Source organism: Paracidovorax anthurii (assembly GCF_003269065.1).
GTDB classification, from domain to species: domain Bacteria; phylum Pseudomonadota; class Gammaproteobacteria; order Burkholderiales; family Burkholderiaceae_C; genus Paracidovorax; species Paracidovorax anthurii.
In genome coordinates, this window is the sequence record NZ_QLTA01000004.1 from 80184 (window position 1) to 102697 (window position 22514).

18 protein-coding genes, 6 tRNA genes and 1 pseudogene are annotated in these 22514 nt (G+C 69.4%); 19 read left to right on the forward strand and 6 right to left on the reverse strand.

Annotation, left to right across the window (positions count from 1 at the left end; translation table 11 throughout):
- Window positions 1–146: 146 nt before the first annotated feature.
- Window positions 147–263: pseudogene (locus tag AX018_RS03545) on the forward strand (LysR family transcriptional regulator); the annotation flags it as partial.
- A 165-nt stretch (window positions 264–428) separates the two neighbouring features.
- On the opposite strand, the gene argG reads toward AX018_RS03545, so the two are convergent.
- The 4 genes from argG to AX018_RS03565 all read right to left on the reverse strand — a co-directional run bounded on the left by argG (window position 429) and on the right by AX018_RS03565 (window position 3463).
- The gene (gene argG / locus AX018_RS03550; RefSeq protein WP_111875937.1) at window positions 429–1772 is read right to left on the reverse strand and encodes an argininosuccinate synthase; all 1344 of its coding nucleotides are present in this window, start codon (window positions 1770–1772) and stop codon (window positions 429–431) included.
- 19 nt (window positions 1773–1791) lie between these two features.
- Window positions 1792–2109, reverse strand: a complete 318-nt coding sequence (ppnP, locus tag AX018_RS03555) for a pyrimidine/purine nucleoside phosphorylase (RefSeq protein ID WP_111875938.1) — start codon at window positions 2107–2109, stop codon at window positions 1792–1794.
- Between the two features lie 185 nt (window positions 2110–2294).
- Window positions 2295–2933, reverse strand: coding sequence for a glycine zipper 2TM domain-containing protein (locus tag AX018_RS03560; RefSeq protein WP_111876009.1), 639 nt, complete (start codon window positions 2931–2933; stop codon window positions 2295–2297).
- Between the two features lie 131 nt (window positions 2934–3064).
- Window positions 3065–3463 carry an ArsC family reductase gene (locus tag AX018_RS03565; RefSeq protein WP_111875939.1) on the reverse strand — a complete coding sequence of 133 codons (399 nt, stop codon included), beginning with the start codon at window positions 3461–3463 and terminating at the stop codon, window positions 3065–3067.
- 35 nt (window positions 3464–3498) lie between these two features.
- Between AX018_RS03565 and folC the strand changes: the two genes are divergently transcribed.
- From folC to AX018_RS03640, 15 genes are all read left to right on the forward strand, one after another.
- On the forward strand, window positions 3499–4824 hold the full coding sequence (gene folC / locus AX018_RS03570; protein ID WP_111875940.1) for a bifunctional tetrahydrofolate synthase/dihydrofolate synthase: 1326 nt from the start codon (window positions 3499–3501) through the stop codon (window positions 4822–4824).
- 37 nt (window positions 4825–4861) lie between these two features.
- Window positions 4862–5731, forward strand: coding sequence for an SPOR domain-containing protein (locus AX018_RS03575; RefSeq protein WP_111875941.1), 870 nt, complete (start codon window positions 4862–4864; stop codon window positions 5729–5731).
- 23 nt (window positions 5732–5754) lie between these two features.
- Entirely contained in the window at window positions 5755–6243 is a 489-nt protein-coding gene (locus AX018_RS03580; RefSeq protein WP_111875942.1) for a CvpA family protein, read from the forward strand.
- Between the two features lie 100 nt (window positions 6244–6343).
- Complete coding sequence (purF, locus tag AX018_RS03585) at window positions 6344–7849, forward strand: amidophosphoribosyltransferase (RefSeq protein ID WP_111875943.1); 1506 nt, start codon at window positions 6344–6346, stop codon at window positions 7847–7849.
- A gap of 14 nt (window positions 7850–7863) precedes the next feature.
- Window positions 7864–9096 (forward strand): O-succinylhomoserine sulfhydrylase, encoded by a 1233-nt coding sequence (locus AX018_RS03590; RefSeq protein WP_111875944.1) that lies wholly within the window; start codon window positions 7864–7866, stop codon window positions 9094–9096.
- Complete coding sequence (gltX, locus tag AX018_RS03595; RefSeq protein ID WP_111875945.1) at window positions 9093–10529, forward strand: glutamate--tRNA ligase; 1437 nt, start codon at window positions 9093–9095, stop codon at window positions 10527–10529. Before AX018_RS03590 ends, gltX begins: the two co-directional genes overlap by 4 nt.
- A gap of 65 nt (window positions 10530–10594) precedes the next feature.
- Window positions 10595–10670: transfer RNA gene (locus AX018_RS03600), tRNA-Ala, on the forward strand.
- A gap of 37 nt (window positions 10671–10707) precedes the next feature.
- Window positions 10708–10783, forward strand: a tRNA-Glu gene (locus AX018_RS03605).
- A gap of 50 nt (window positions 10784–10833) precedes the next feature.
- Window positions 10834–10910: transfer RNA gene (locus tag AX018_RS03610), tRNA-Asp, on the forward strand.
- A 63-nt stretch (window positions 10911–10973) separates the two neighbouring features.
- Window positions 10974–11049: transfer RNA gene (locus tag AX018_RS03615), tRNA-Ala, on the forward strand.
- 31 nt (window positions 11050–11080) lie between these two features.
- Window positions 11081–11156 (forward strand) — tRNA-Glu (locus AX018_RS03620).
- 50 nt (window positions 11157–11206) lie between these two features.
- Window positions 11207–11283 (forward strand) — tRNA-Asp (locus AX018_RS03625).
- A 142-nt stretch (window positions 11284–11425) separates the two neighbouring features.
- Complete coding sequence (locus AX018_RS03630; protein WP_111875946.1) at window positions 11426–12598, forward strand: acetyltransferase domain-containing protein; 1173 nt, start codon at window positions 11426–11428, stop codon at window positions 12596–12598.
- Between the two features lie 58 nt (window positions 12599–12656).
- On the forward strand, window positions 12657–13877 hold the full coding sequence (locus AX018_RS03635) for a multidrug effflux MFS transporter (RefSeq protein ID WP_111875947.1): 1221 nt from the start codon (window positions 12657–12659) through the stop codon (window positions 13875–13877).
- A 110-nt stretch (window positions 13878–13987) separates the two neighbouring features.
- Window positions 13988–15373 carry an MFS transporter gene (locus AX018_RS03640; protein ID WP_245951416.1) on the forward strand — a complete coding sequence of 462 codons (1386 nt, stop codon included), beginning with the start codon at window positions 13988–13990 and terminating at the stop codon, window positions 15371–15373.
- A gap of 51 nt (window positions 15374–15424) precedes the next feature.
- Here the strand turns inward: AX018_RS03640 and AX018_RS03645 are convergent, their stop codons facing one another.
- The gene (locus AX018_RS03645) at window positions 15425–16531 is read right to left on the reverse strand and encodes a DUF72 domain-containing protein (protein WP_111875949.1); all 1107 of its coding nucleotides are present in this window, start codon (window positions 16529–16531) and stop codon (window positions 15425–15427) included.
- Between the two features lie 283 nt (window positions 16532–16814).
- Between AX018_RS03645 and AX018_RS03650 the strand changes: the two genes are divergently transcribed.
- Both AX018_RS03650 and AX018_RS03655 read left to right on the forward strand, forming a co-directional pair.
- Complete coding sequence (locus AX018_RS03650) at window positions 16815–19181, forward strand: Tex family protein (RefSeq protein ID WP_111875950.1); 2367 nt, start codon at window positions 16815–16817, stop codon at window positions 19179–19181.
- A gap of 65 nt (window positions 19182–19246) precedes the next feature.
- Window positions 19247–20074, forward strand: coding sequence for an HDOD domain-containing protein (locus AX018_RS03655; RefSeq protein ID WP_111875951.1), 828 nt, complete (start codon window positions 19247–19249; stop codon window positions 20072–20074).
- A 296-nt stretch (window positions 20075–20370) separates the two neighbouring features.
- On the opposite strand, the gene gbd is transcribed toward AX018_RS03655, so the two are convergent.
- Window positions 20371–21507 carry a 4-hydroxybutyrate dehydrogenase gene (gene gbd, locus AX018_RS03660; protein WP_111875952.1) on the reverse strand — a complete coding sequence of 379 codons (1137 nt, stop codon included), beginning with the start codon at window positions 21505–21507 and terminating at the stop codon, window positions 20371–20373.
- Between the two features lie 129 nt (window positions 21508–21636).
- On the opposite strand from gbd, the gene AX018_RS03665 reads away from it, so the two are divergent.
- Window positions 21637–22506, forward strand: coding sequence for a 2-keto-4-pentenoate hydratase (locus AX018_RS03665; protein WP_111875953.1), 870 nt, complete (start codon window positions 21637–21639; stop codon window positions 22504–22506).
- Window positions 22507–22514 lie beyond the last annotated feature (8 nt).

The following is a 22514-nucleotide window of genomic DNA, read 5'->3' on the forward strand; positions in this document are numbered from 1 at the left end:
GGCTCTCTGGCCGACGTGCCTGAACTGGCGCATGGCGCCACCGCATTCGCCGTCGTGCGGGGGCTGTGGCCCGTGTCGGTGGATCATGGATCTCCCGGCCGTTGACGGAACGGCCTGAGTCACAGGGAACGAGGGAGGGGTGGCGCTTGGAACTGCGCCATCTTCGCTGCTTTCTGGCCGTGGCCGAAGAACTTCACTTCGCCCGAGCAGTTGAGCGACTGCGCAGCGAACAGTCGCCGTTGTCGCGTGCCATCAAGGAACTGTATGGCCTTGCCCCAAGGGGACGTTTTTCATCTGGGGGCGGCCCGGCGATGAAAAAGCCGCCCGGCTGGCAGCGGGGCGGCTTGCATGGGTGAGTGCTATTGTTTTAGTAGCTACTCATGTAGATTCGACGGCGACCTCGTGCCTCCAGGGCCTGCAAACAGGCCTCAGGGCGCCTTGCCGTCGTCCGAAAGCTGCGCCAGCGCGGCGCCGCCGCCGAGCGACAGCAGGCCGGCGCGCGAATACACGCCCAGCTTGTCGCGCGTGTCGGTGATGTCGAGGTTGCGCATCGTGAGCTGGCCGATGCGGTCCGCGGGCGAGAACGGCGCGTTCTCGACCTTCTCCATCGACAGCCGCTCGGGCGCGTAGGTCAGGTTGGGCGACTCGGTGTCGAGCAGCGAGTAGTCGTTGCCGCGGCGCAGCTCCAGCGTCACCGTGCCGGTGACGGCGCGGGCCACCCAGCGCTGCGCCGTCTCGCGCAGCATGATGGCCTGCGGGTCGAACCAGCGGCCCTGGTAGAGCAGGCGGCCGAGCTTGAGGCCGTTCATGCGGTACTGCTCGATCGTGTCCTCGTTGTGGATGCCGGTCACGAGGCGCTCGTAGGCGATGTGCAGTAGCGCGAGGCCGGGGGCCTCGTAGATGCCGCGGCTCTTGGCCTCGATGATGCGGTTCTCGATCTGGTCGCTCATTCCCAGGCCGTGGCGGCCGCCGATGCGGTTGGCCTCCAGGAACAGTTCCACGGGGTCGGTGAACTCGCGGCCGTTGAGGGCCACGGGCTGGCCTTCCTCGAAGCGAACGGACACCTCTTCGGCCTTCACCGGCACGTCGTCCTTCCAGAACGCCACGCCCATGATGGGGTTCACGATGCGGATGCCGGAGTTCAGGTGCTCCAGGTCCTTGGCTTCGTGCGTGGCGCCCAGCATGTTGCTGTCGGTGGAATAGGCCTTCTCGGCGCTCATCTTGTAGCCGAAGCCGGCCTTGGTCATGAACGCCGACATCTCGGCGCGGCCGCCCAGCTCGTCGATGAAGGTCTGGTCGAGCCAGGGCTTGTAGATCTTGAGCGAGGGGTTGGTGAGCAGGCCGTAGCGGTAGAAGCGCTCGATGTCGTTGCCCTTGAAGGTCGAGCCGTCGCCCCAGATGTTGACGTCGTCCTCCTTCATGGCCGCCACGAGCATCGTGCCCGTCACGGCGCGGCCCAGCGGCGTGGTGTTGAAGTAGGTGATGCCGGCCGTGCTGATGTGGAACGCGCCGGCCTGCAGCGCGGCGATGCCCTCGTGCGCGAGCTGCTTGCGGCAGTCGATCAGGCGGGCCTTCTCGGCGCCGTATTCCATCGCCTTGCGCGGGATGGCGTCGTAGTCGGGCTCGTCGGGCTGGCCCAGGTTGGCGGTGTAGGCGTAGGGGACGGCGCCCTTGAGCTTCATCCAGTGCAGCGCGGCGCTGGTGTCGAGGCCGCCGGAGAAGGCGATGCCGACCTTCTGGCCGGCGGGCAGGTTCTGGAGGATGGTGGCCATGGAAGATTCTTCTTTCGCTTCAGCCGAAATGGCAGATGTAGTGGTAGGCCTCGGTCACGCGGATCTCGAACTTGGAGTTGCCGGGCACGCTGAATTTCTCGCCCTCGCCGGACTTCACCCAGGTGTCGCTGCCGTCCAGCTTGTATTCGCAGGCGCCGCCCACGCATTCCATGATTTCCGGGGCACCGGTGTTGAAGGTGAGCGTGGCGGGCAGGACCACGCCGACCGATTTCTTCGTGCCGTCGGGAAAGGCGATGCCGTGGCTCACGCACTTGCCGTCGAAGTACACATTGGCTCGGGTGGTGACGGACACGCCGTCGATCTTTTCGGTCGTCATGGATGCGCTGCTCAGGGAAGGTGGAAAGAAAAGGAGAGGGCGAAACCGAAGATTCTAGGTCGATTCCCTGCGTGCCTTCCCGTGGCCCGCGGCACCGGGGTGCGGGTCCGCCGGCCCATGAAAAAAGGAGCCCGGAGGGCTCCTTGGAGGCGGATGCCGCCGCGCCGCGCGGCGGCGGGGTCTCATCAGCGCCAGTAGGGATCACGCGGCGGCGAGTACGGACGGCCGTAGGCATCGCGGTACTCGATCACCGTGGCGGCCGGCGGGGTCATGTAGGCCGCCGGGCCGGGCACGGTGGAGACGACCACGCCGGGCTGGACATAGGTCGTGGTGCTGCTGTAGGCGGGCGCGCGCGGCTGGCTGGCCAGCGGCTGCACGCTCAGCGGAATCCAGGCGCCCGGATCGTGCTGGGTGCGCGTGGTGTACTGCCGGCCTGCGTATTCGTACAGCACGTCGTAGCCCACGACGCGGTTCTCGTAGTTCGTCTGGTTGGTGCAGCGCGTCACGTTCTGGTATTCGGGGCGCCCGCCGCCCTCGATGTTGTTGCCGAGCACCGCGCCGCCGATCAGGCCCAACGCCGTGGCGGCGGCCCGCCCGCTGCCCTTGCCGATCGCATTGCCGGCTGCGCCACCGGCGACGGCCCCTAGCAGGGCGCCCGCACCCGTGGGGCGGGATTCGGAATAAATCGTTTCGTTGCCGCACAGTTGCTGGGGCACGGCCACCTGCTGGGTGATGGGGGTGGCGGAGAGCACGCGGCCCTGTTCCTGGGCGCTCGCACCCGCGGCGAGGGCGGCGAGGGCGGTCAACACGATGATCTTTTTCATGGAGAAGCTCCTTTCGGTCGGCATATAACGCTCCGGCCTGCAGAAAAGTTTAGGCACCCGGTGTGAATCCCCCTGGGAGGCTCCGTAAAACTCCGTAAAGTTTCCTCTCCGGATGCAGGTGGGCGCCGGGTTCAGGGTTTGGATGCGGCGGCCAGCCGTTCGTTCCATCGCGCGTCCTGGAAGCCCACGGTCACCTCGCCGGCGGCATCGCCCGACCATTCCACCACGGGCCGCTTGATGGCGCTGGGCTGGGCCTGCAACAGCGCCGCCGCGCTGGCCGCATCACGCACCGAGGCCTGCGCGGCGGGGTCGATCTTGCGCCAGGTGGTGCCCTGGCGGTTCACGAGGGCCTCCCAGCCCGCCGAGGCCATCCAGGCCGCCAGCCGGTCGGCCGGGACGCCTTGCTTCTTGAAGTCGTGGAAGCGGTATTCGATGCCGCGCTCCGCGAGCCAGGCCCGGGCCTTCTTGACCGTGTCGCAGTTGGGAATGCCGTAAACAATCGGATGGAGGGTACTCATGGCCGCGATCATCGGGCATGGCGGGCTCGGCGACAATCCAGGGCTCTATGCAAACCACTTTCGATACCCTGGACGGCTGGCTGGCCCATTGCGAGCGCATCCACCCCAAGACCATCGACATGGGGCTGGACCGCGTCCGGGAGGTGGCCCAGCGCCTGGAACTGCGCTTCGACTGCCCCGTGATCACGGTGGCCGGCACCAACGGCAAAGGCTCCACCTGCGCGATGCTGGAGGCGGTGGCCCTGCAGTCGGGCTACCGCACCGGCGTCTACACGTCGCCCCACCTAGTGCGCTTCGAGGAGCGCTGCCGGATCCGGGGCGAGAGTGCCGATGCGCCGGCGCTGATGGCGGAATTTGCTGCGGTGGAGGCGGCCCGCACCCGGGGCGGGCAGGAAGTCTCGCTGTCCTACTTCGAGTTCACCACCCTGGCCATCCTGCGGCTCATGAGCCGCGCCGGGCTGGATGTCGCGATCCTGGAGGTGGGGCTTGGGGGGCGGCTGGACGCCACGAACGTCATCGACGCGGACTGCGCCGTCATCACCAGTATCGACATCGACCACACCGAATTTCTCGGCCCCGATCGCGAATCCATCGGCCGCGAGAAGGCCGGCATCATGCGCCCGGGCCGCCCGGTCGTGGTGAGCGACCCCATGGCGCCGCAGAGCGTGATCGATCATGCACGGGCCATCGGCGCGGATCTCTGGCGGTTCGGCCAGGATTTCAACTTTTCCGGCGACAAGCAGCAGTGGGGCTGGGCGGGCCGGGGGCGGCGCTATGCCGGGCTGGCGTATCCGGCGCTGCGCGGGGCCAACCAGCTGGTGAACGCTTCCGGCGTGCTGGCCGCGCTGGAGGCGCTGCGCGACCGGCTGCCGATCACCGCCCAGGCGGTGCGCACCGGCCTCGCCATGGTGGAGCTGCCCGGGCGTTTCCAGATCGTGCCGGGCCAGCCCACGCTGGTGCTGGACGTGGCGCACAACCCGCACTCCGTGGCGGCCCTGGCGGCCAACCTGGATGCGATGGGTTTCTTCCCCACCACCCATGCCGTTTTCGGCGCCATGGCCGACAAGGACCTGTCGCCCATGCTCGCCAAGGTCGGGCCCCTGGTGGACCGCTGGTACTTCACCGACCTGCCCACGCCGCGCGCCGAGACGGCGGCGGTTTTGCAGCAGAAATGGAATGCGCTGCAGATCGTGGCGGGCGGGCGGCGGCAGGTGGCCACCAGCCTGCACGCGGACCCGCAGCAGGCACTCGATGCGGCCGTCGCTGCGGCAGAGCCGGCTGATAGAATTGTGGTCTTTGGCTCTTTCTACACGGTAGGCGGCGTGCTGCTCCACGGGACGCCCCGCCTGCACGCCAAGCATCTGGGCGCTTGAGAGTTCCATCACCAGCGCACGAGTCCGCACCGCACCCATGGCATTTTTCAAGTTTCGTTGGCCCGGCCGCAAGGAGCAGCCCGAAAAGCCCGCCAAGCGGTCGCGCAGCAGCAGCGGCGCCCAGGCCGAGAGCATCGAGGTGATGCGGCGGCGCGCCCGCCACCGCCTCATCGGCGCGGCCGTGCTGGTGCTGGTCGGCATCGTCGGCTTCCCGATGCTCTTCGACACGCAGCCCCGGCCCATTCCGGTGGATATCCCCATCGACATCCCCGATCGCAACAAGGTTGCGCCTCTCGTGGTGCCCGAGTCCGCGCCCGCAACCCCGTCGGCGGCGGCGTCTGCCGCCCCCTCCGGTTCCGGATCGCCGTCGGCCGGCTTGTCCGATGGCGAGGAGGTCGTGCCGCCTTCCCGGTCCGCAGCCGTCGCCACGCCCCACAAGCCCGAGGTGCACGCCGACAGCCGCCCGGCGGCGCCGAAGGTGGCGGAACCCAAGCCCGCCGCCAAGCCCGCGCATGAATCCCGGCCGGAACCGAAGCCCGAGCCGAAACCGGCTCCCGCTGCGGAGTCCAGGCCACAGACTCAGCCCGCTGCGCCCCGCGACGATGCGGCGCGTGCCCGCGCCCTGCTCGAAGGGCGCGACGGCTCCGCAGCGCCCGCCGCTGCCGCGAAGTCCGAGGACCTCCGCCTGATCGTGCAGGTCGGGGCTTTCGCGGATGCCGACAAGGCGCGCGAGGTGCGCCAGTCGCTGGAGCGCTCCGGGCTCAAGACCTACACGCAGGTCGTGGATACCAAGGACGGCAAGCGCACGCGCGTGCGGGTCGGGCCGTTCTCGACCAAGGCCGAGGCCGACAAGGCCGCGGCGCGCATCAAGGGCCTGGGACTGTCGGCCTCGGTGCTCACGCTGTAGCGCCATCGGCTCGGGCTTGCGGCATGGCGGCGCTGGACTGGATCTTCGTGGCGGCGCTGCTGGCATCGCTGCTGCTGGGCGCGTGGCGCGGGCTGGTGTACGAGGTGCTTTCGCTGGCGGGGTGGGTGCTTGCATTCTTCGTGGCGCAGTGGTGGGCCGCCGACGCGGCGGCGTGGCTGCCCATCGGCGAATCGGGGGGCTCCATCCGCCATGCGGCGGGATTTCTGGTGGTGTTCGTTGGCACGGTGTTCGCATGCGGGTTTCTCGCATGGCTGGCCAAGAAGCTCATCGAGGCGGTGGGGCTGCGGCCCGCCGACCGGACGCTGGGGGCGGCTTTCGGCCTGCTGCGCGGGCTGATCCTGCTGCTGGCGGCCACCCTCGTGGCGCTGTGGACACCGATCCACGAGGCCGTATGGTGGAAAGAGTCCGCGATGGTCCCCATATGGACCGAGATGCTGGCCACATTGAAGCCGGCGATCCCGGAGGCGCTCGGGCGGCACCTGCCCGGATGAATGCTGTTGTTTCGTACGCGTGGCGGCCATCCCGCAAGGGGGCCGCGGCGGGTTTTTGGGGTATTGCGGGCCGGGCCCGCCTTTGGATGGAACGCTAACTATGTGTGGAATCGTCGGTGTGGTCAGCTCGGCTCCCGTCAACCAGCTGATCTATGACGCCTTGCTGCTGCTGCAGCACCGGGGGCAGGATGCCGCGGGCATCGTCACGCAGCAGGAACGCAAGTTCTTCATGCACAAGGCCAAGGGCATGGTGCGCGACGTGTTCCGCACCCGCAACATGCGGGCGCTGCCGGGCACGGTCGGCCTGGGGCAGGTCCGCTATCCCACGGCGGGCAATGCCTACAGCGAGGAAGAGGCGCAGCCCTTCTATGTGAATGCGCCGTTCGGCATCGTGCTGGTGCACAACGGCAACCTCACCAATGCCCAGTCCCTGCGGTCCGAGCTGTTTTCCACGGACCATCGCCACACCAACACCGAGAGCGACTCCGAGGTTTTGCTCAACGTGTTCGCTCACGAACTGGAGCGCGCGACGCGTGGCGTGCCGCTGCAGGTCGAGGATGTGTTCTCGGCGGTGCGGGCCGTCCACCAGCGTGTGAAGGGCTCCTATGCCGTGATCGCGCTCATCGCGGGCCATGGCCTGCTTGCCTTCCGCGATCCCCATGGCATCCGCCCCCTGTGCATGGGCCGCAGCAGCGATGGCACGGTGATGGTGGGCAGCGAGTCGGTGGCGCTGGAGGGCACGAACCACGCCTTCGAGCGCGACATCCAGCCAGGCGAGGCGGTGTTCATCACGCCCGACGGCAAGGTGCATTCCAAGCAGTGTGCGCAGGCGCCGCAGCTCAACCCGTGCATCTTCGAGTTCGTCTATCTCGCCCGTCCCGATTCCGTGCTGGATGGCATCTCGGTCTACCAGGCCCGCATGAACCTGGGCGAAGCGCTGGCCAAGCGCGTGGTGTCCACCGTGCCTCCGAGCGAGATCGATGTGATCATCCCGATCCCCGAATCCAGCCGCCCGAGCGCCACGCAGCTCGCGCACCTGCTGGGCATTCCCTACCGCGAGGGCTTCGTGAAGAACCGCTACGTGGGCCGGACCTTCATCATGCCGGGGCAGGGCGTGCGCAAGAAGTCCGTGCGCCAGAAGCTCAACGTGATCGGGAGCGAATTCAAGGGCCGCAGCGTGCTGCTGGTGGACGACTCCATCGTGCGCGGCACGACCTCGCGCGAGATCGTCCAGATGGCCCGCGATGCCGGTGCGCGCAAGGTGTATCTCGCCAGCGCCGCGCCGCCCGTGCGCTATCCCAACGTCTATGGCATCGACATGCCCACGAGCAGCGAGCTCGTGGCCCATGGCCGCACGGTGGAAGAGGTGCGGCAGGCCATCGGCTGCGATGCGCTCATCTACCAGGACGTAAACGCGATGAAGAAGGCCGTGGGCTCGCTCAACGTCAGCATCGAAGGGTTCGATGCATCGTGCTTCGACGGCGTGTACGTGACGGGCGACATCACCGCGCAGGACATTGCGCGGCTGAATGAAGGCCGTGTCGGCGTCGAAGAGCAGGAAGAGGACACGTCCCGCCTGGCATTGCCCAATGCGCAGGACGCTTGAGAGGGGTGGCAGCCATGGATTCTGATTCCAACGTCGAGCGGGCGGGCCTGCCGCAAGGCCTGCATCCCGACACGCTCGCGGTGCGGGAGTCCATCCCGCGCAGCCAGTACGGCGAGCATTCGGAGGCCTTGTACCTCAGCAGCAGCTTCGTGCAGCCCGATGCCGAGACCGCCGCCCGCCGATTCGCCGGCGAGGAGGAGGGCTATACCTACACGCGCACCAGCAACCCCACGGTGACCGCGTTCGAGCGCCGCCTCGCGGCCATGGAGGGTACCGAGACCGCCATCGGCACGGCCACCGGCATGTCCGCCATCCTGCTGATGTGTCTCGCGCTGCTCAAGGCGGGCGACCACGTGGTCTGCTCGCAGTCCATGTTCGGCTCCACCATCAAGCTGATCGGCGGTGAGCTGTCGAGGTTCGGCGTGCAGACCACCTTCGTGCCGCAGACCGATGCCTTCGCCTGGAAGTCTGCCCTGCGTCCTGAGACGCGGCTCATGTTCGCCGAGACGCCGACCAATCCGCTCACCGACCTGTGCGACATCGCCGCGCTCTCGGCCATCGCGCGGGAGGCGGGCGTGCTGCTGGCCGTGGACAACTGCTTCGCCTCGCCCGCGCTGCAGCAGCCCGCGAAGTGGGGTGCCGACCTCGTCATCCATTCGGGCACCAAGTTCATCGACGGGCAGGGGCGGGTCATGGCGGGTGCCGTGTGCGGCCCGCGCTCGCTTATCGACGAGAAGCTCGGCCCGATGATCCGCAGCGCCGGCATGAACCTCTCGCCGTTCAACGCCTGGGTGGTGCTCAAGGGGCTGGAGACGCTCTCCATCCGCGTCAAGGCGCAGGCCGACAACGCGCTGCGTTTGGCAGCGTGGCTGGAATCGCATCCATCGGTGGCCAGGGTGTATTACCCGGGCCTGGCGTCCCATCCGCAGCATGCGCTGGCGATGCGCCAGCAATCGGGCCTGGGCGGCGCGGTGCTGTCCTTCGACGTGAAGTCCGCCGGCGTGGACGCGGCGCGCCAGTGCGCGTTCCACGTGATCGACAGCACGCGCGTTTGCAGCATCACGGCCAACCTCGGCGACGTGAAGACCACCATCACCCATCCCGCGAGCACGTCGCACGGGCGGCTCAGCGAAGACCAGCGGCAGGCCGCGGGCATCGGCCAGGGGCTGATCCGCGTCGCCGTGGGCCTGGAACATATCGAAGACCTGAAGGCCGACCTCGCGCGCGGCCTGGATACCCTGCAATGAGCCAAAGCCATTCTCCCGACACCGCCGCGGCGGGCGCGCTGCGCGTGCGCACGCGATTCGCGCCTTCGCCCACGGGCTTCATCCACCTCGGCAACATCCGCTCCGCGCTCTACCCCTGGGCGTTCGCCCGCGCCACGGGCGGCGACTTCATCCTGCGCATCGAAGACACCGACGTGGAGCGTTCCAGCCAGGCGGCCGTGGACGTGATCCTGGAGGGCATGCAGTGGCTGGGCATGGACCCCGACGAAGGTCCGTTCTACCAGATGCAGCGCATGGACCGCTACAAGGCTGTCCTGGCGCAGATGCAGGCGCAGGGGCTGGTCTATCCGTGCTACATGAGCGTGGCGGAACTCGACGCACTGCGCGAGCGGCAGATGCAGGCCAAGCAGAAGCCCCGCTATGACGGCACCTGGCGCCCCGAGCCGGGCAAGACGCTGCCGCCGGTGCCGGCGGGCGTGCAGCCTGTGCTGCGGTTCCGCAATCCGATCGGTGGATCGGTGGTTTGGGAGGACAAGGTCAAGGGCCGCATCGAGATCAGCAACGACGAGCTGGATGACCTCGTCATCGCGCGCCCCGACGGTACGCCCACGTACAACTTCTGCGTGGTGGTGGACGACATCGACATGGACATCACCCACGTGATCCGCGGCGACGACCACGTGAACAACACGCCGCGCCAGATCAACATCTTCCGCGCGCTGGGCAAGGAGCCTCCGGTCTATGCCCATCTGCCCACCGTGCTCAACGAGCAGGGCGAGAAGATGAGCAAGCGCAACGGCGCCAAGGCCGTCACGCAGTACCGCGACGAAGGCTATCTGCCCGAGGCGATGGTGAACTACCTCGCGCGCCTGGGCTGGAGCCACGGAGACGACGAAATCTTCTCGCGCGAGCAGTTCCTCGCCTGGTTCGACCTGGACCACCTGGGCCGCAGCGCGGCGCAGTTCGACGAGGCCAAGCTGCGCTGGGTGAATGCACAGCATCTGAAGGCAACGCCCGACGAGCGGCTGGCCGAATGGATCGCCCCGCGCCTGCAGGCCCGCGGCATTCCTGCGGGGGAACTCGGCGACGGCCGCCTGCCGCGCATCTGTGCGCTGTTCAAGGACCGCTGCGACACCCTGGTGGCACTGGCCGACTGGGCCCACGTGTTCTATGGCGAGGTGGCACCGAACGAGGAAGAGCGCGCCAAGCACGTGGTGGATGCCGTGAAGCCGGCCATCGAGGCCTTGTCTACGGCATTGGCCACATGCGCCTGGGACAAGGCCGCTATCGCCGCCGCGTTCAAGGAAGTGCTGGCGGCCCATGGCCTCAAGATGCCCCAACTGGCGATGCCGGTGCGCGTGCTGACGGTGGGAACGGCGCACACGCCGTCCGTGGATGCGGTGCTGGAACTGCTCGGGCGCGAAAAAATTGCTGCGAGATTGCGAAACGCCTGAAAAGCTGTCTATAATTCAAGGCTCAGGAGATGACGGCGATAAATAAATATCGCGGTTATCGAAGTGGGGGTATAGCTCAGCTGGGAGAGCGCTTGCATGGCATGCAAGAGGTCAGCAGTTCGATCCTGCTTACCTCCACCAAACTGAAAAGAGAACGGTAAATCGGTTCCAAGGTTTTGACCCTATCGTCTAGAGGCCTAGGACATCACCCTTTCACGGTGAGTACCGGGGTTCGAATCCCCGTAGGGTCGCCAAGTTTGTAGCACTTGGCTTGCATGAATATGCAAGCAAAAGCTGCCTGCCAGGAGTGGTAGTTCAGTTGGTTAGAATACCGGCCTGTCACGCCGGGGGTCGCGGGTTCGAGTCCCGTCCACTCCGCCAGTTATTCAGCCTTTGCAGGTAGTTCGCGCAAAGGCCGGTATTTTGGCAAATGCCAGGATATTCGGGGGTATAGCTCAGCTGGGAGAGCGCTTGCATGGCATGCAAGAGGTCAGCAGTTCGATCCTGCTTACCTCCACCAAACTAAAACGGTAAATCGGTTCCGAGGTTTTGACCCTATCGTCTAGAGGCCTAGGACATCACCCTTTCACGGTGAGTACCGGGGTTCGAATCCCCGTAGGGTCGCCAAGTTCGTGGCACTTGGCTTGCATGGATATGCAAGCGAACGCTGCCTGCCAGGAGTGGTAGTTCAGTTGGTTAGAATACCGGCCTGTCACGCCGGGGGTCGCGGGTTCGAGTCCCGTCCACTCCGCCATTCGGTCGAGATTCGATCGGATCGGGATCAGCAAGATTAAAAACATTGAAAGCGCTGTAGCGGTCAAAACGCTATGGCGCTTTTGTTTTTTCCGCTCGGGTTTTTGGATTGCGCTTTGCTCTTTCACGCCATTCGGTTGTCCATGTCATCTGCGTCTTCCCCTCCAGTCTTGTCCGCCGCGCCACGCCTGCAATCGATCGATGCGCTGCGCGGGCTGGTGATCCTGTTCATGCTGTTGGACCATGTGCGGGAGACGTTCTTCCTGCATCAGCAGGTGATGGACCCGATGGTGGTGGCCGACACGTCGCCCGCGGTGTTCTTCAGCCGGATGCTGGCGCATGTCTGCGCCCCGGTGTTCGTGTTCCTGACGGGGCTGTCGGCGTTCCTCTATGGTGCGAGGCAGGCCGACCCCCGCAGCGCGGCCATGGCCTTCCTGTTCAAGCGGGGGCTGTTCCTGGTGCTGCTGGAGGTCACGCTGGTCAATTTCGCGTGGACGTTCCAGTTCCCGCCGAAGGTGGTGTACCTGCAGGTGATCTGGGCGATCGGCCTGAGCATGCTGGCGCTGGCACTGCTGCTCTGGCTGCCCCGGGGCGCGCTGGTGGCGCTGGGCATCGCGCTGGTAGCGGGGCACAACCTGCTCGACGGGCTGCATTTTCCGCAGGGGCATGCGCTGCACGTGCCATGGGCGATCCTGCACGACCGGGGATGGATCGGTTCGGAGGATGTCTTGCGCCTGCGCACTTCCTATCCCGTGCTGCCGTGGATCGGCGTGATCGCGCTGGGCTATGCCGCGGGCCCGTGGTTCCGCGCGTCGCAGGACGCTGCGGCGCGCCAGCGGCGGCTGGCGGGCTGGGCGCTGGCCCTGCTGGCGGGTTTCGTGGCGCTGCGCTGGGTGAACGTGTACGGCGACAAGGCCTGGGCGGCGGGCGAGACGCCGCTCCTCACGCTGATGGGTTTCCTGAACGTGACGAAGTACCCGCCCTCGCTGCTCTTCGTGGCGCTGACGCTGGGCATCGGGCTGTGGCTGCTGCGGGCTTTCGAGCGGGCCCGGCCCGCGCCGTGGCTGGCGGTGCTGGCTGTCTTCGGCGCGGCCCCCATGTTCTTCTATGTGCTCCATCTGTATGTGCTGAAGGCGCTCTATCTCTCGGCCCAGTCCGTGTGGGGCAACAACCAGGGGCGGTATTTCGGTTTCGATGCCATGTGGCAGATCTGGCTGTGCACGGCGGTGCTGGCCGTGCTGCTGTACAGGCCGGTGCGCGCGTTCGGTGCCTTCAAGGCGCGGCGCAAGGACCTCGCCTGGCTCAAGTACCTGTAGCGCTGCCGCACATGCCGCAGCGTGCCCGTGGGATGAGGGTCCTGGCGACAATGCGGTGATGTCTTCGCCTTCCTCGCCATTCCTGCGCATGGCCCTCGTGCTGGGGCTGCTCTCGGCCATCGGGCCCTTCGCCATCGACATGTACCTGCCGGCGCTGCCGGAGATCGGGCGCGGCCTGGGCGCGCAGGTCGGCGCGGTGCAGTGGAGCCTCACGGTCTTTTTCGTTTCGCTGGGTGCCGGGCAACTGCTCTACGGCCCGGTGTCGGACCGGGTGGGGCGCAAGCCGCCGCTGTTCTTCGGTCTGGGCCTGTTCACGCTGGCCAGCGTGGGCTGCGCCCTGGCGACGAACATCGAGACGCTGCTGGCGCTGCGCTTCCTGCAGGGGCTGGGTGCGGCGGCGGGCATGGTGGTGCCGCGCGCGGTCGTGCGGGATCTGCACACGGGGCACGAGGCCGCGCGGCTGATGTCGCTGCTGATGCTGGTGTTCAGCGTTTCGCCGCTGCTGGCGCCGCTGGCGGGCAGCGGGGTGATCGCGCTCGCGGGGTGGCGGGGCGTTTTCTGGGTGGTGGCGGGCGCGGCGCTGGCCGGGCTGGTGCTGGTGCGCTCGGCGCTGCCCGAGACGCTGCCGCCCTCCGACCGGGCGCGGGGCCATCTCGCCGATGTGCTGCGGGCCTATGCGCAGTTGCTGCGCGACGGGCATTACCTGGGGCTGGTGTTCATCGGCGGTTGCGCGATGTCGGGGTTTTTCGTCTATCTCGCGGGCTCGCCGTTCGTGCTCATCAACCACTACGGTTTCACGCCCACGCAGTACAGCCTGGCGTTTTCCTTCAACGCGGCCGCGTTCTTCGCGATGGCGCAGTTCAACGGCGTGCTCAGCAAACGCTTCGGCCTGGCGCCGATCGTGAAGGTGGCGGCCACCGCCAGCGGCCTGGTGATGGCCGTGCTGCTGGCCTACTACCTCGCGGGCGGCGACCGGCTGGCGGTGCTGATCGGGCTGTATTTCATGGCCAGCGCGCTGATGGGGCTGGTGATCCCCACGACCTCGGTGCTGGCGCTGGAGGAGCACGGCGCGATCGCCGGCACCGCCTCGGCGCTGATGGGCACGCTGCAGATGCTGGCGGGGGCCGTGGCGATGGGGCTGGTGGGCCTGTTCGCGGACGGCCGGCCCCTGCCGATGGTGGTGGGCATGGCGGCCGGGGCGTTCCTGGGCACGGTGCTCTGCTGGGCCACGCTCGGGCGCGCCAGGGCCGCTGGCGCCGGGCCGGGAGCGCGCGGATGAAGCGGCTCCCCGCCGAACCGCTGTCCGTGCCGGCCCTGCAGGTCGGCCCCCGGGGCCCCGGCGATGGCGCGCCGCCGGACGGGCTCGCGCAGCCGGCGCGCGGGCGCGCGATGCTGGTGATCATCCTGGGCATCGCGGTGGCGGTGCTGGACGGCAGCATCGTCAACCTCGCGCTGCCCGCGATCGCCCGTGAGCTCGGCGCCAGCGCGCCGCAGGCGATCTGGGTGGTGAACGCCTACCAGATCGCCACGCTGGGCATGCTGCTGCCGCTGGCGGCGCTGGGCGAGCGCATCGGCTACCGGCGCGTGTACCTGCTGGGGATGCTGTTGTTCGCGGTGTCGTCCATCGGCGCGATGCTGGCCTCGTCGCTCGCGACCCTGGTGGCGGCGCGGGCCGTGCAGGGGCTGGGGGCGGCGGGGATCATGAGCGTGAACGCGGCACTGGTGCGGCTGACCTATCCGCGCGCGCAACTGGGCCAGGGCCTGGCGATCAATTCGCTGGTGGTGGCGGCCTCGTCGGTGGCGGGCCCCTCGGTGGCCGCGGCGATCCTGTCGGTGTCGTCCTGGCCCATGCTGTTCGCGATCAACCTGCCGCTGGGGCTGGCCACGCTCTGGCTGGGGCGGCGCGCGCTGCCCTTCAATCCACCGGCGCCGGCGCGGGCCGGCCACGGCGGCGGCGCGAGGCTCTCGCCGCTGGACGTGCTGCTCAACATGCTGATGTTCGCCCTGGTGTTCGTGGGCGGGGACCAGCTCGGCGTGCGGGAGGAGGGCGGCGGCACCCCCCTGGCGGGTGCGCTGACGCTGCTGGCCGGCGTGGCCGTCGGCGTGGTGTACCTGCGCCGGCAGGTGCGGCTGGAGCGCCGGCACGCGACGCCGCTCTTTCCCGTGGACCTGATGCGTATCCCGGTGTTCGCGCTGTCGATGGGGGCGTCGGTGGCGGCGTTCTGCGCGCAGATGCTGGCCTTCCTGTCGCTGCCGTTCCTGCTGCTGGAGGCCCACGGCCGCTCGCACGTGGAGGCGGGGCTGCTGATCACGCCGTGGCCGCTGGCCATCGTGCTCGTGGCGCCGCTCGCCGGGCGGCTGATCGGGCGGGTGTCCGACGGGGTGCTGGGCGGCGTGGGCATGGCCGTGCTGGCGGCGGGCCTGCTGGCGCTGGCGATGCTGCCCGCCGATCCCGGCGCGCTGGGCGTGGCCTGGCGCATGGCACTGTGCGGCGCGGGGTTCGCGCTGTTCCAGTCGCCCAACAACCACACCATCGTGACCTCGGCGCCGATCCACCGCGCGGGCGCGGCGGGGGGCATGCTGAGCACGGCGCGCCTCACGGGGCAGACCCTGGGGGCCGTGCTGCTGGCGGTGATCTTCGCGCTGTGGGGCACGCGGGGCGGCCAGGCCGAGACGGTGGCGCTGTGGATCGCCGCGGGCTGCGCGGTGCTGGCGGGCGTGTGCAGCATGCTGCGGATGCGCCAGACGCCGCCTTCAGGGCAGGTTGGGCACTGAAACCGCTCCATGTCGCCGTATCTTCTACATTGTTTGCTATTGAAAATGTAGCTAACGGGGTGCCGCGGCGGAGCCCTGCGGCTGCAGCGCCACCACCCGGTCGGCCAGCGTGCGGAGGGTGAGCGGCGCGCACCCCTCCGCGTGGTTGCTGATGGCGACGAAGGCGTTCTGCCCCGCGCCGGTGACGCCGGCGAGCGTGCGGGCCAGCACCGCATGCACTTCGGGCGCGGGGTGGACGATGCGGTCGAACGGGCTGTAGAGGGCTTCCGCGTCCTTGTAGCCGTGGGCGCCGTGCACGGGGTTCAGGTTCCAGCGGCAGACGAGCGGCCCGGGCCAGAGCCGCCGCAGCAGCGGCAGCTGCTCTTCGAGCGGTGGCATCCTGGCGTGCAGCCCCAGGCAGTAGGTGGCGCCGGCCGAGCGCAGGGCCTCGGCGAAGAGCGGCAGATATTCCGGCCACAGCCACTGCGGGTCGCGCACCTCCACGGCCAGCACGCCGTCGGGCGCGGCGGAGGCGAGCGGCGGCATGGCGCGCAGCAGGGCGCCCAGGCGGTCGATGGCCTCGGGCAGCCGGTCGAGCTGCGCGATGGGCAGCGGGCTGAGCTGGAACACCAGCGCGCCGGTCTTGCGGCCCAGGCCCTGCAGCGCGGGCTCGACGAATTCCCGCGCGGCCAGCGTCGCATCCAGGAAGGCCGGGTTGGGCGCGCGGCCGCGTCCGTCCTCGGCGCGCACGAGCGCATCGGTGACGAGGCTGGGCGCCTTCACGATGAAGCGGAAATCGTCGGGCACCTGGGCGGCATAGTGCTCGTATTCGGTGGCCGTGAGCGCGCGGTAGAACCCCCGGTCGATGCTCACGGTGCGCAGCAGCGGGTGCTGCGCGTAGGCGAAGAGGCCGTTGCGCGCCAGGGCCTGCGCGGAGTGCTCGCTCTCCCAGACCAGCCCCTTCCAGCCGGGGTAGCTCCAGGAGGAGCCGCCGAGCCGCAGCGTGGGGGGCAGGGCGGCGGCCAGGGCGATCAGGTCCTCGCCGGGCGTGATCGGCACGATGCCCTGGCGGCGCTTGCCCGGGGCAGGGGCTTCTGGCGCTTCCGGCGGTTTGCCGGGGGCGGGCGGAGGCGGTGGTGGCGGCGGCGGGAGGTCGTCGCCGAACAGGGATTCTTGCATGGGGCGGAACTATCGCCGATGCGGCCCCGCCGCGCGGCCTTCGCGCGGAGGGAAAACCGTGGTCCGGCCGGAGGGGACTGGCGACGACGACGGGGGGCATGGAGGGCATGGGCTGCGCGGTGGCTGCGTGGCGCAGCGGAGGGTGCGGCGATTGTCGGAGGGCGGGCGGCGGCTCCGTGGCCTCAATGTCACGAATTGTTGTGCCGTGCGGCGTGGAGCGGGGCGCCGCGCCTGCTATGGCAAACTCGCCCGCTTCGTTTTTCGACGTTCGTTCGCAAGGGATATGCAGCAGATCATCCGGCAACTGGCCACGGAAATCAGGGTGGAAGAAAAGCAGGTCCGCGCAGCGGTGGAGCTGCTCGACGGCGGGGCGACGGTGCCCTTCATCGCGCGTTACCGAAAAGAGGTCACGGGCGGCCTGGACGACGTGCAACTGCGTGAGCTGGAGGCGCGCCTGTCGTACCTGCGCGAGCTGGAGGACCGGCGCGCGGCCGTGCTCAAGGCCATCGACGAGCAGGGCAAGCTCACCGACGCGCTGCGCGCGGCCATCGCCGCCGCGCCCACGAAGCAGGAGCTGGAAGACCTCTACCTGCCCTACAAGCAGAAGCGCCGCACCAAGGGCCAGATCGCCCGGGAGTTCGGCATCGAGCCGCTGGCCGACCGTCTCTTCGCCGACCCGGCGCTCGACCCCGCCGCCGAGGCGCAGGCCTTCCTGCGGCCGCCCGAGGTGCTGGACGACGGCAAGCCGGGCGCCGATTTCTCCACCGTGGGGGCCGTGCTCGACGGCGTGCGCGACATCCTCTCCGAGCGCTGGGCCGAGGACGCGGCCCTCGTGCAGTCGATGCGCGAATGGCTCTGGGCCGAGGGCCTGCTGCGCAGCAAGAAGGTCGAATCGAAGAACGAGGCCGATCCCGAGGTGGCCAAGTTCCGCGACTATTTCGACTACGACGAGCCCATCGGCCGTGTGCCCTCGCACCGCGCGCTGGCGGTGTTCCGGGGCCGGGCGCTCGAAATCCTGGAGGCCAAGCTGGTGCTGCCCGTGGAGCCCGAGCCCGGCAAGCCCAGCATCGCGGAAGGCCGCATCGCGCTGCACCTGGGCTGGAGCCATGCGGCCCGGCCCGCCGACGACCTGATCCGCAAGTGCGTGGCCTGGACCTGGCGCGTGAAGCTCGGCCTCTCCACCGAGCGCGACCTGTTCTCGCGGCTGCGCGAGGAGGCCGAGAAGGTGGCCATCAAGGTCTTCGCCGACAACCTGCGCGACCTGCTGCTGGCCGCGCCCGCCGGCCCGCGCGCGGTGATGGGGCTGGACCCCGGCATCCGCACCGGCGTGAAGGTGGCGGTGGTGGACGCCACCGGCAAGCTGGTGGAGACGGCCACCGTGTACCCGCACGAGCCGCGCCGCGATTGGGACGGCTCGCTGCACACGCTCGCGCGCCTCGTGCAGAAGCACGGCGTGCAGCTCGTGGCCATCGGCAACGGCACCGCGAGCCGCGAGACCGACAAGCTCGCGGCCGACCTGCTCAAGCTGGTGGCGAAGGCCGATCTCGCTTTCGAGAAGGTCGTGGTGAGCGAGGCCGGCGCGTCCGTCTACTCGGCCAGCGAATACGCGAGCCAGGAGCTGCCCGACGTGGACGTGAGCCTGCGCGGCGCGGCCAGCATCGCGCGGCGCCTGCAGGACCCGCTGGCCGAGCTGGTGAAGATCGACCCCAAGAGCATCGGCGTGGGCCAGTACCAGCACGACGTGAACCAGAGCGAGCTCGCGCGCATGCTCGACGCCGTGGTCGAGGACTGCGTGAACTCGGTCGGCGTGGACCTGAACACGGCCAGCGCGCCGCTGCTCTCGCGCGTGTCGGGCCTCTCGGGCAGCGTGGCCAAGGCCGTGGTGCGCTGGCGCGAGGCCCACGGCGCCTTCCGCAGCCGCAGGCAGCTCATGGAGGTGAGCGGCCTGGGCGCCAAGACCTTCGAGCAGTCCGCGGGCTTTTTGCGCATCCGCGGCGGCGACAACCCGCTGGACATGACCGGCGTGCACCCCGAGACCTACCCGGTGGTGGAGCGCATCCTCGCGCACGCGGCCAAGCCGGTGAGCGAGGTCATGGGCCGCGCGGACATGCTCAAGCAGCTCCGGCCCGAGCTGTTCGCCGACGAGCGCTTCGGCGCCATCACCGTCAAGGACATCCTGGCCGAGCTGGAGAAGCCCGGCCGCGATCCGCGTCCCGACTTCAAGGTGGCGCGCTTCAACGACGGCGTCGAGGACATCGCCGACCTGAAGGACGGCATGGTGCTGGAGGGCACGGTGAGCAACGTGGCGCAGTTCGGCGCGTTCGTGGACCTGGGCGTGCACCAGGACGGGCTGGTGCACGTGAGCCAGCTCAGCCACAAGTTCGTGAACGACGCGCGCGAGGTCGTGAAGACCGGCGACATCGTGAAGGTGAAGGTGCTGGAGGTGGACGCGGCGCGCAAGCGCATCAGCCTCACGATGAAGCTCGATGCCGCGCCGGCGCGCCGCGATGGGGACGGCCGCGGCCCGCGCGAGAACCGCTTCGAGGGCGCGGGCCGGGGCCATGCGCAGCCGCAGCGCCGCGCGCAGGAACCGGCGCCGCCCTCGGCCATGGCCTCGGCCTTCGCGAAACTGCAGGGTAAGCAGCGGTAAGAATCGTTGCATTGAGCATGGATAATCGGTCGCATCCCTTCAACCCCGTCCGGCCGATCGCATCCATGGAGCTGAACGCCCTGCTGGAAATCCCCGTGGCGCTGCCGAGCCTTCCGCGCGCGGTGGCGCTGCTGATGAGCGAGCTCGCGCAGCCCGAGCCCAGCCTGAGGCGCCTGACGCAGATCTTCGGCACCGACCCGGCCCTGGCCGCGCGGCTGCTGGAGAAGGCCAATTCCCCCGCCTTCCAGGCCGAGCGCCAGATCTGCGGCGTGCCCGAGGCCCTGGCCCTGCTGGGCGTGCGCGAGCTGCGCCTGCTGGTGGGCTCCGCGCCGCTCGGGACCACCTCGCGCTCGGTGCCGGGCGTGAACATGCAGCAGTTCTGGCGCTACAGCCTGCACACCGCCAAGCTCGCGCGCTCGCTGGCCGGCAGCGTGCGGCAGAACTCCCTGGCCGCCTACACCGCCGGGCTGCTGCACGGCCTGGGCGAGCTGCTCATCCACCTGGGCCACCCCGAGCAGCTCGGCTCCATCGACACCCTGGTCGGCATCTTCGACCCGCGCCGCCCGGGGCTGGAGCAGCGCCTGCTGGGCTACGGCTTCGGGGCGGTGAGCGCGGCCATGGCGCGGCGCTGGCAGCTGCCCCAGGTGGTCGTCGATGCGCTGCAATACCAGCACGCGCCGTTCGACAACAGCGTGTACGGGCCGCTGGCCGGCGTGCTGCACCTGGCCTCCTGGCGCGCCTGGGGCCGCGAGGCGGGCTGGGGCGACAAGGAGCTGGCCGTGTCCTTCCCCGCCGAGGTCGGCCTGCCGCTGGGCCTGGACATCGACATGGTGCTGCAGCAGGACCCCATCGACTGGACGGCGCCCGCGGACGCGAGCGCCTACATGGTGTGATGCGCCCGTGACGGCGCCGCCGCGTGCGCTGCGCATCCCTGCGGACCTGCTGGCGCGGCACCACCGACGACCCCCTCCACCGAGCCTGCGGCGGCAGGATTGCTATTGAAAAGATAGCGAGAGAGATAGCAAACCCGCCGACATGGGGCCGGAAAGACCTGAAAACCACCGGCAAAGCACCCGCTGGCGTCCCCCGGGTGCCCTATCCGCTACCCGCCACTTTGCGCAGCCCGCCCGGCGACGGCCGGATGCATTCACACCTTCCGGGCCGCTCCAGGCCACGCCGGCGCGCCGCGCTACATCGATTCCGCCAGCATCTCCCGGTAGTCCTGCACGCTCGCCTCGCGCGGGTTGGTCTTGTGGCAGTGGTCCGCCAGCGCGCCCTCGATCACGCCGTCCCACGCGGCAGGCGCGACGCCCAGGGCCGCGAGACCCGGGGGCAGGCCCAGGCGGGCGTTCATGTCGTGGATGGCCTGGGGGATGTCGCCCGCCGAGGCGAGGCCCATGGCCTGGGCCATGCGCTCCAGCCGGCGGTCTTTCTGCACGGCCCCGTCCCGCGCGTTGAAGCGCACCACGGCCGGCAGGAAGACGGCGTTGAGCGTGCCGTGGTGCAGGCGCGGATCGATGCCGCCCAGGCTGTGGCTGAGCGAATGCACGCAGCCCAGGCCCTTCTGGAAGGCCAGGGCGCCCTGCATGCTGGCGCACATCATCTGCAGGCGGGCGTCCCGGTCCTGGCCGTCGCGCGTGGCGCGCTCGATGTGCGCCCAGCCGCGCGCCAGGCCGTCGAGCGCGATGCCGTCGGCCGGCGGGTTGAAAGCCGAGGACATGAAGGTTTCCATGCAGTGCGCGATCGCGTCCATGCCCGTGGCGGCCGTGAGGCGGGGCGGCAGGCCCAGCGTCAGGGCCGGGTCGCAGACCGCGGCCCTGGGCACGAGATGCCACGAGTGGAAGCCGAGCTTGCGGTGGTCGTCCACGATGAGGATCGCCCCGCGCGCCACCTCGCTGCCCGTGCCGGCCGTGGTGGGCACGGCGATGAGCGGCGCCGTGCGCTCCGTGATGCGCGGCGAGCCGCCCTCGATGGTGGCGTAGTGCGCGAGCGGCCCCTCGTGCGTGGCCGCGATGGCGATGCCCTTGGCGCAGTCGATGGCCGAGCCGCCGCCCACCGCCACGAGGCCGTCGCAGCCCTGGGCGCGGTAGATCTCCACGGCCGCGCGCACGGCGGCCTCGGTGGGGTTGGAGGGCGTCTGGTCGAACACGGCCACGGGCAGGTCCGCCAGCGCGTCCAGCGCGGGCTGCAGCACGCCGGCGGCCCGCACCCCGGGGTCGGTGACCACGAGGGGCCGCCCGATGCCCGCCTGCGCGCACGCCTGCGCGAGCTGGCGCACCGCGCCGAACTCGACCTGGATCTGGGTGATGTAATGGATGAGGGCCATGGTGGTGTCCGCCAGGAAATCGTGGGAAGGCGCGCGTTCCGGGCGGCCGGTGCATGGCCTTCGTCCCGGCCGGGCCGCCTGCCCGCCCCGGCCGCGCATCGGCATCAATCTATTCCTTCGGAGCTCACCATGGTCTTGCAGCAAACCCTCACTGCCGCCGTGCTGGCGGTCGCCTGCGCGACAAGCGCCCAGGCCGCCTGCCTGGGCGACGCCCAGGTGGCGGAATTCGCGGCGAACTACTTCGCGCGCACTCCCGCCGCCAACCCCGGGCCGATGAGCGCGGCCGACGCCGCCTGCACGCGGGCCAAGTTCAACGCGCTGCTCGAACAGCGCCTGGGCAAGCCCGTGGGCTACAAGGCCGCGCTGACGAATCCCGCCGTGCAGCAGCGCTTCAAGACCGACCAGCCCGTCTGGGGCAAGCTCTACGGCGGCATGGTGCTGCCCTCGGGCAGCACGGTGGACGCGGCCTTCGGCGCGCGGCCGGTCTATGAGGCCGACATGCTCGTGCGCGTGAAGAGCGCGGCCATCAACCACGCGCGCACGCCCGCCGAGGTGCTGGACGCCATCGACCAGGTGATCCCCTTCATCGAGCTGCCCGACCTGCTGGTGCAGGCGCCGTCCGAGCTGGACGCCGCGGGCGTGGCGGCGAACAACGTCGGCGCGCGCCTGGGTGTGGCCGGCACGCCCATCGCCGTGCCGACGCTGCGGGCCGAGCGCTATGCGCTGCTGGACGCGCTGGCGTCCATGTCGGTCACGCTCACCGATGGCGCGGGCGCGCGCCTGGGCGGCGGGCGCGGCAGCGACCTCCTGGGCCATCCGCTCCAGGCGGTGGTGTGGCTGGCCGGCGCGCTGCAGAAGGAAGACATCACCCTGCAGCCGGGCGACCTGGTGAGCCTGGGCTCGTTCTCCGCGCTGCTGCCGCCGCGCCCCGGGCTGGCGGTGACGGCCACGTTCGAGGGCCTGCCGGGAGCGCAGCCCGTGCGGGTGCAGTTCAAGTAGGGCGGCCG

Bases quoted from the DNA above. Each gene is read 5' to 3' on its own strand.
- AX018_RS03590 (WP_111875944.1), top strand. From the start codon at position 7,864: ATGGATTCTGATTCCAACGTCGAGCGGGCGGGCCTGCCGCAAGGCCTG.
- AX018_RS03575 (WP_111875941.1), top strand. From the start codon at position 4,862: ATGGCATTTTTCAAGTTTCGTTGGCCCGGCCGCAAGGAGCAGCCCGAA.
- AX018_RS03640 (WP_245951416.1), top strand. From the start codon at position 13,988: ATGCTGGTGATCATCCTGGGCATCGCGGTGGCGGTGCTGGACGGCAGC.
- ppnP (WP_111875938.1), bottom strand. From the start codon at position 2,109: ATGACGACCGAAAAGATCGACGGCGTGTCCGTCACCACCCGAGCCAAT.
- folC (WP_111875940.1), top strand. From the start codon at position 3,499: ATGCAAACCACTTTCGATACCCTGGACGGCTGGCTGGCCCATTGCGAG.
- gbd (WP_111875952.1), bottom strand. From the start codon at position 21,507: ATGGCCCTCATCCATTACATCACCCAGATCCAGGTCGAGTTCGGCGCG.
- AX018_RS03565 (WP_111875939.1), bottom strand. From the start codon at position 3,463: ATGATCGCGGCCATGAGTACCCTCCATCCGATTGTTTACGGCATTCCC.
- AX018_RS03655 (WP_111875951.1), top strand. From the start codon at position 19,247: ATGGAGCTGAACGCCCTGCTGGAAATCCCCGTGGCGCTGCCGAGCCTT.
- AX018_RS03630 (WP_111875946.1), top strand. From the start codon at position 11,426: ATGTCATCTGCGTCTTCCCCTCCAGTCTTGTCCGCCGCGCCACGCCTG.
- AX018_RS03560 (WP_111876009.1), bottom strand. From the start codon at position 2,933: ATGAAAAAGATCATCGTGTTGACCGCCCTCGCCGCCCTCGCCGCGGGT.
- AX018_RS03580 (WP_111875942.1), top strand. From the start codon at position 5,755: ATGGCGGCGCTGGACTGGATCTTCGTGGCGGCGCTGCTGGCATCGCTG.
- argG (WP_111875937.1), bottom strand. From the start codon at position 1,772: ATGGCCACCATCCTCCAGAACCTGCCCGCCGGCCAGAAGGTCGGCATC.
- AX018_RS03650 (WP_111875950.1), top strand. From the start codon at position 16,815: ATGCAGCAGATCATCCGGCAACTGGCCACGGAAATCAGGGTGGAAGAA.
- AX018_RS03635 (WP_111875947.1), top strand. From the start codon at position 12,657: ATGTCTTCGCCTTCCTCGCCATTCCTGCGCATGGCCCTCGTGCTGGGG.
- gltX (WP_111875945.1), top strand. From the start codon at position 9,093: ATGAGCCAAAGCCATTCTCCCGACACCGCCGCGGCGGGCGCGCTGCGC.
- AX018_RS03645 (WP_111875949.1), bottom strand. From the start codon at position 16,531: ATGCAAGAATCCCTGTTCGGCGACGACCTCCCGCCGCCGCCACCACCG.
- AX018_RS03665 (WP_111875953.1), top strand. From the start codon at position 21,637: ATGGTCTTGCAGCAAACCCTCACTGCCGCCGTGCTGGCGGTCGCCTGC.
- purF (WP_111875943.1), top strand. From the start codon at position 6,344: ATGTGTGGAATCGTCGGTGTGGTCAGCTCGGCTCCCGTCAACCAGCTG.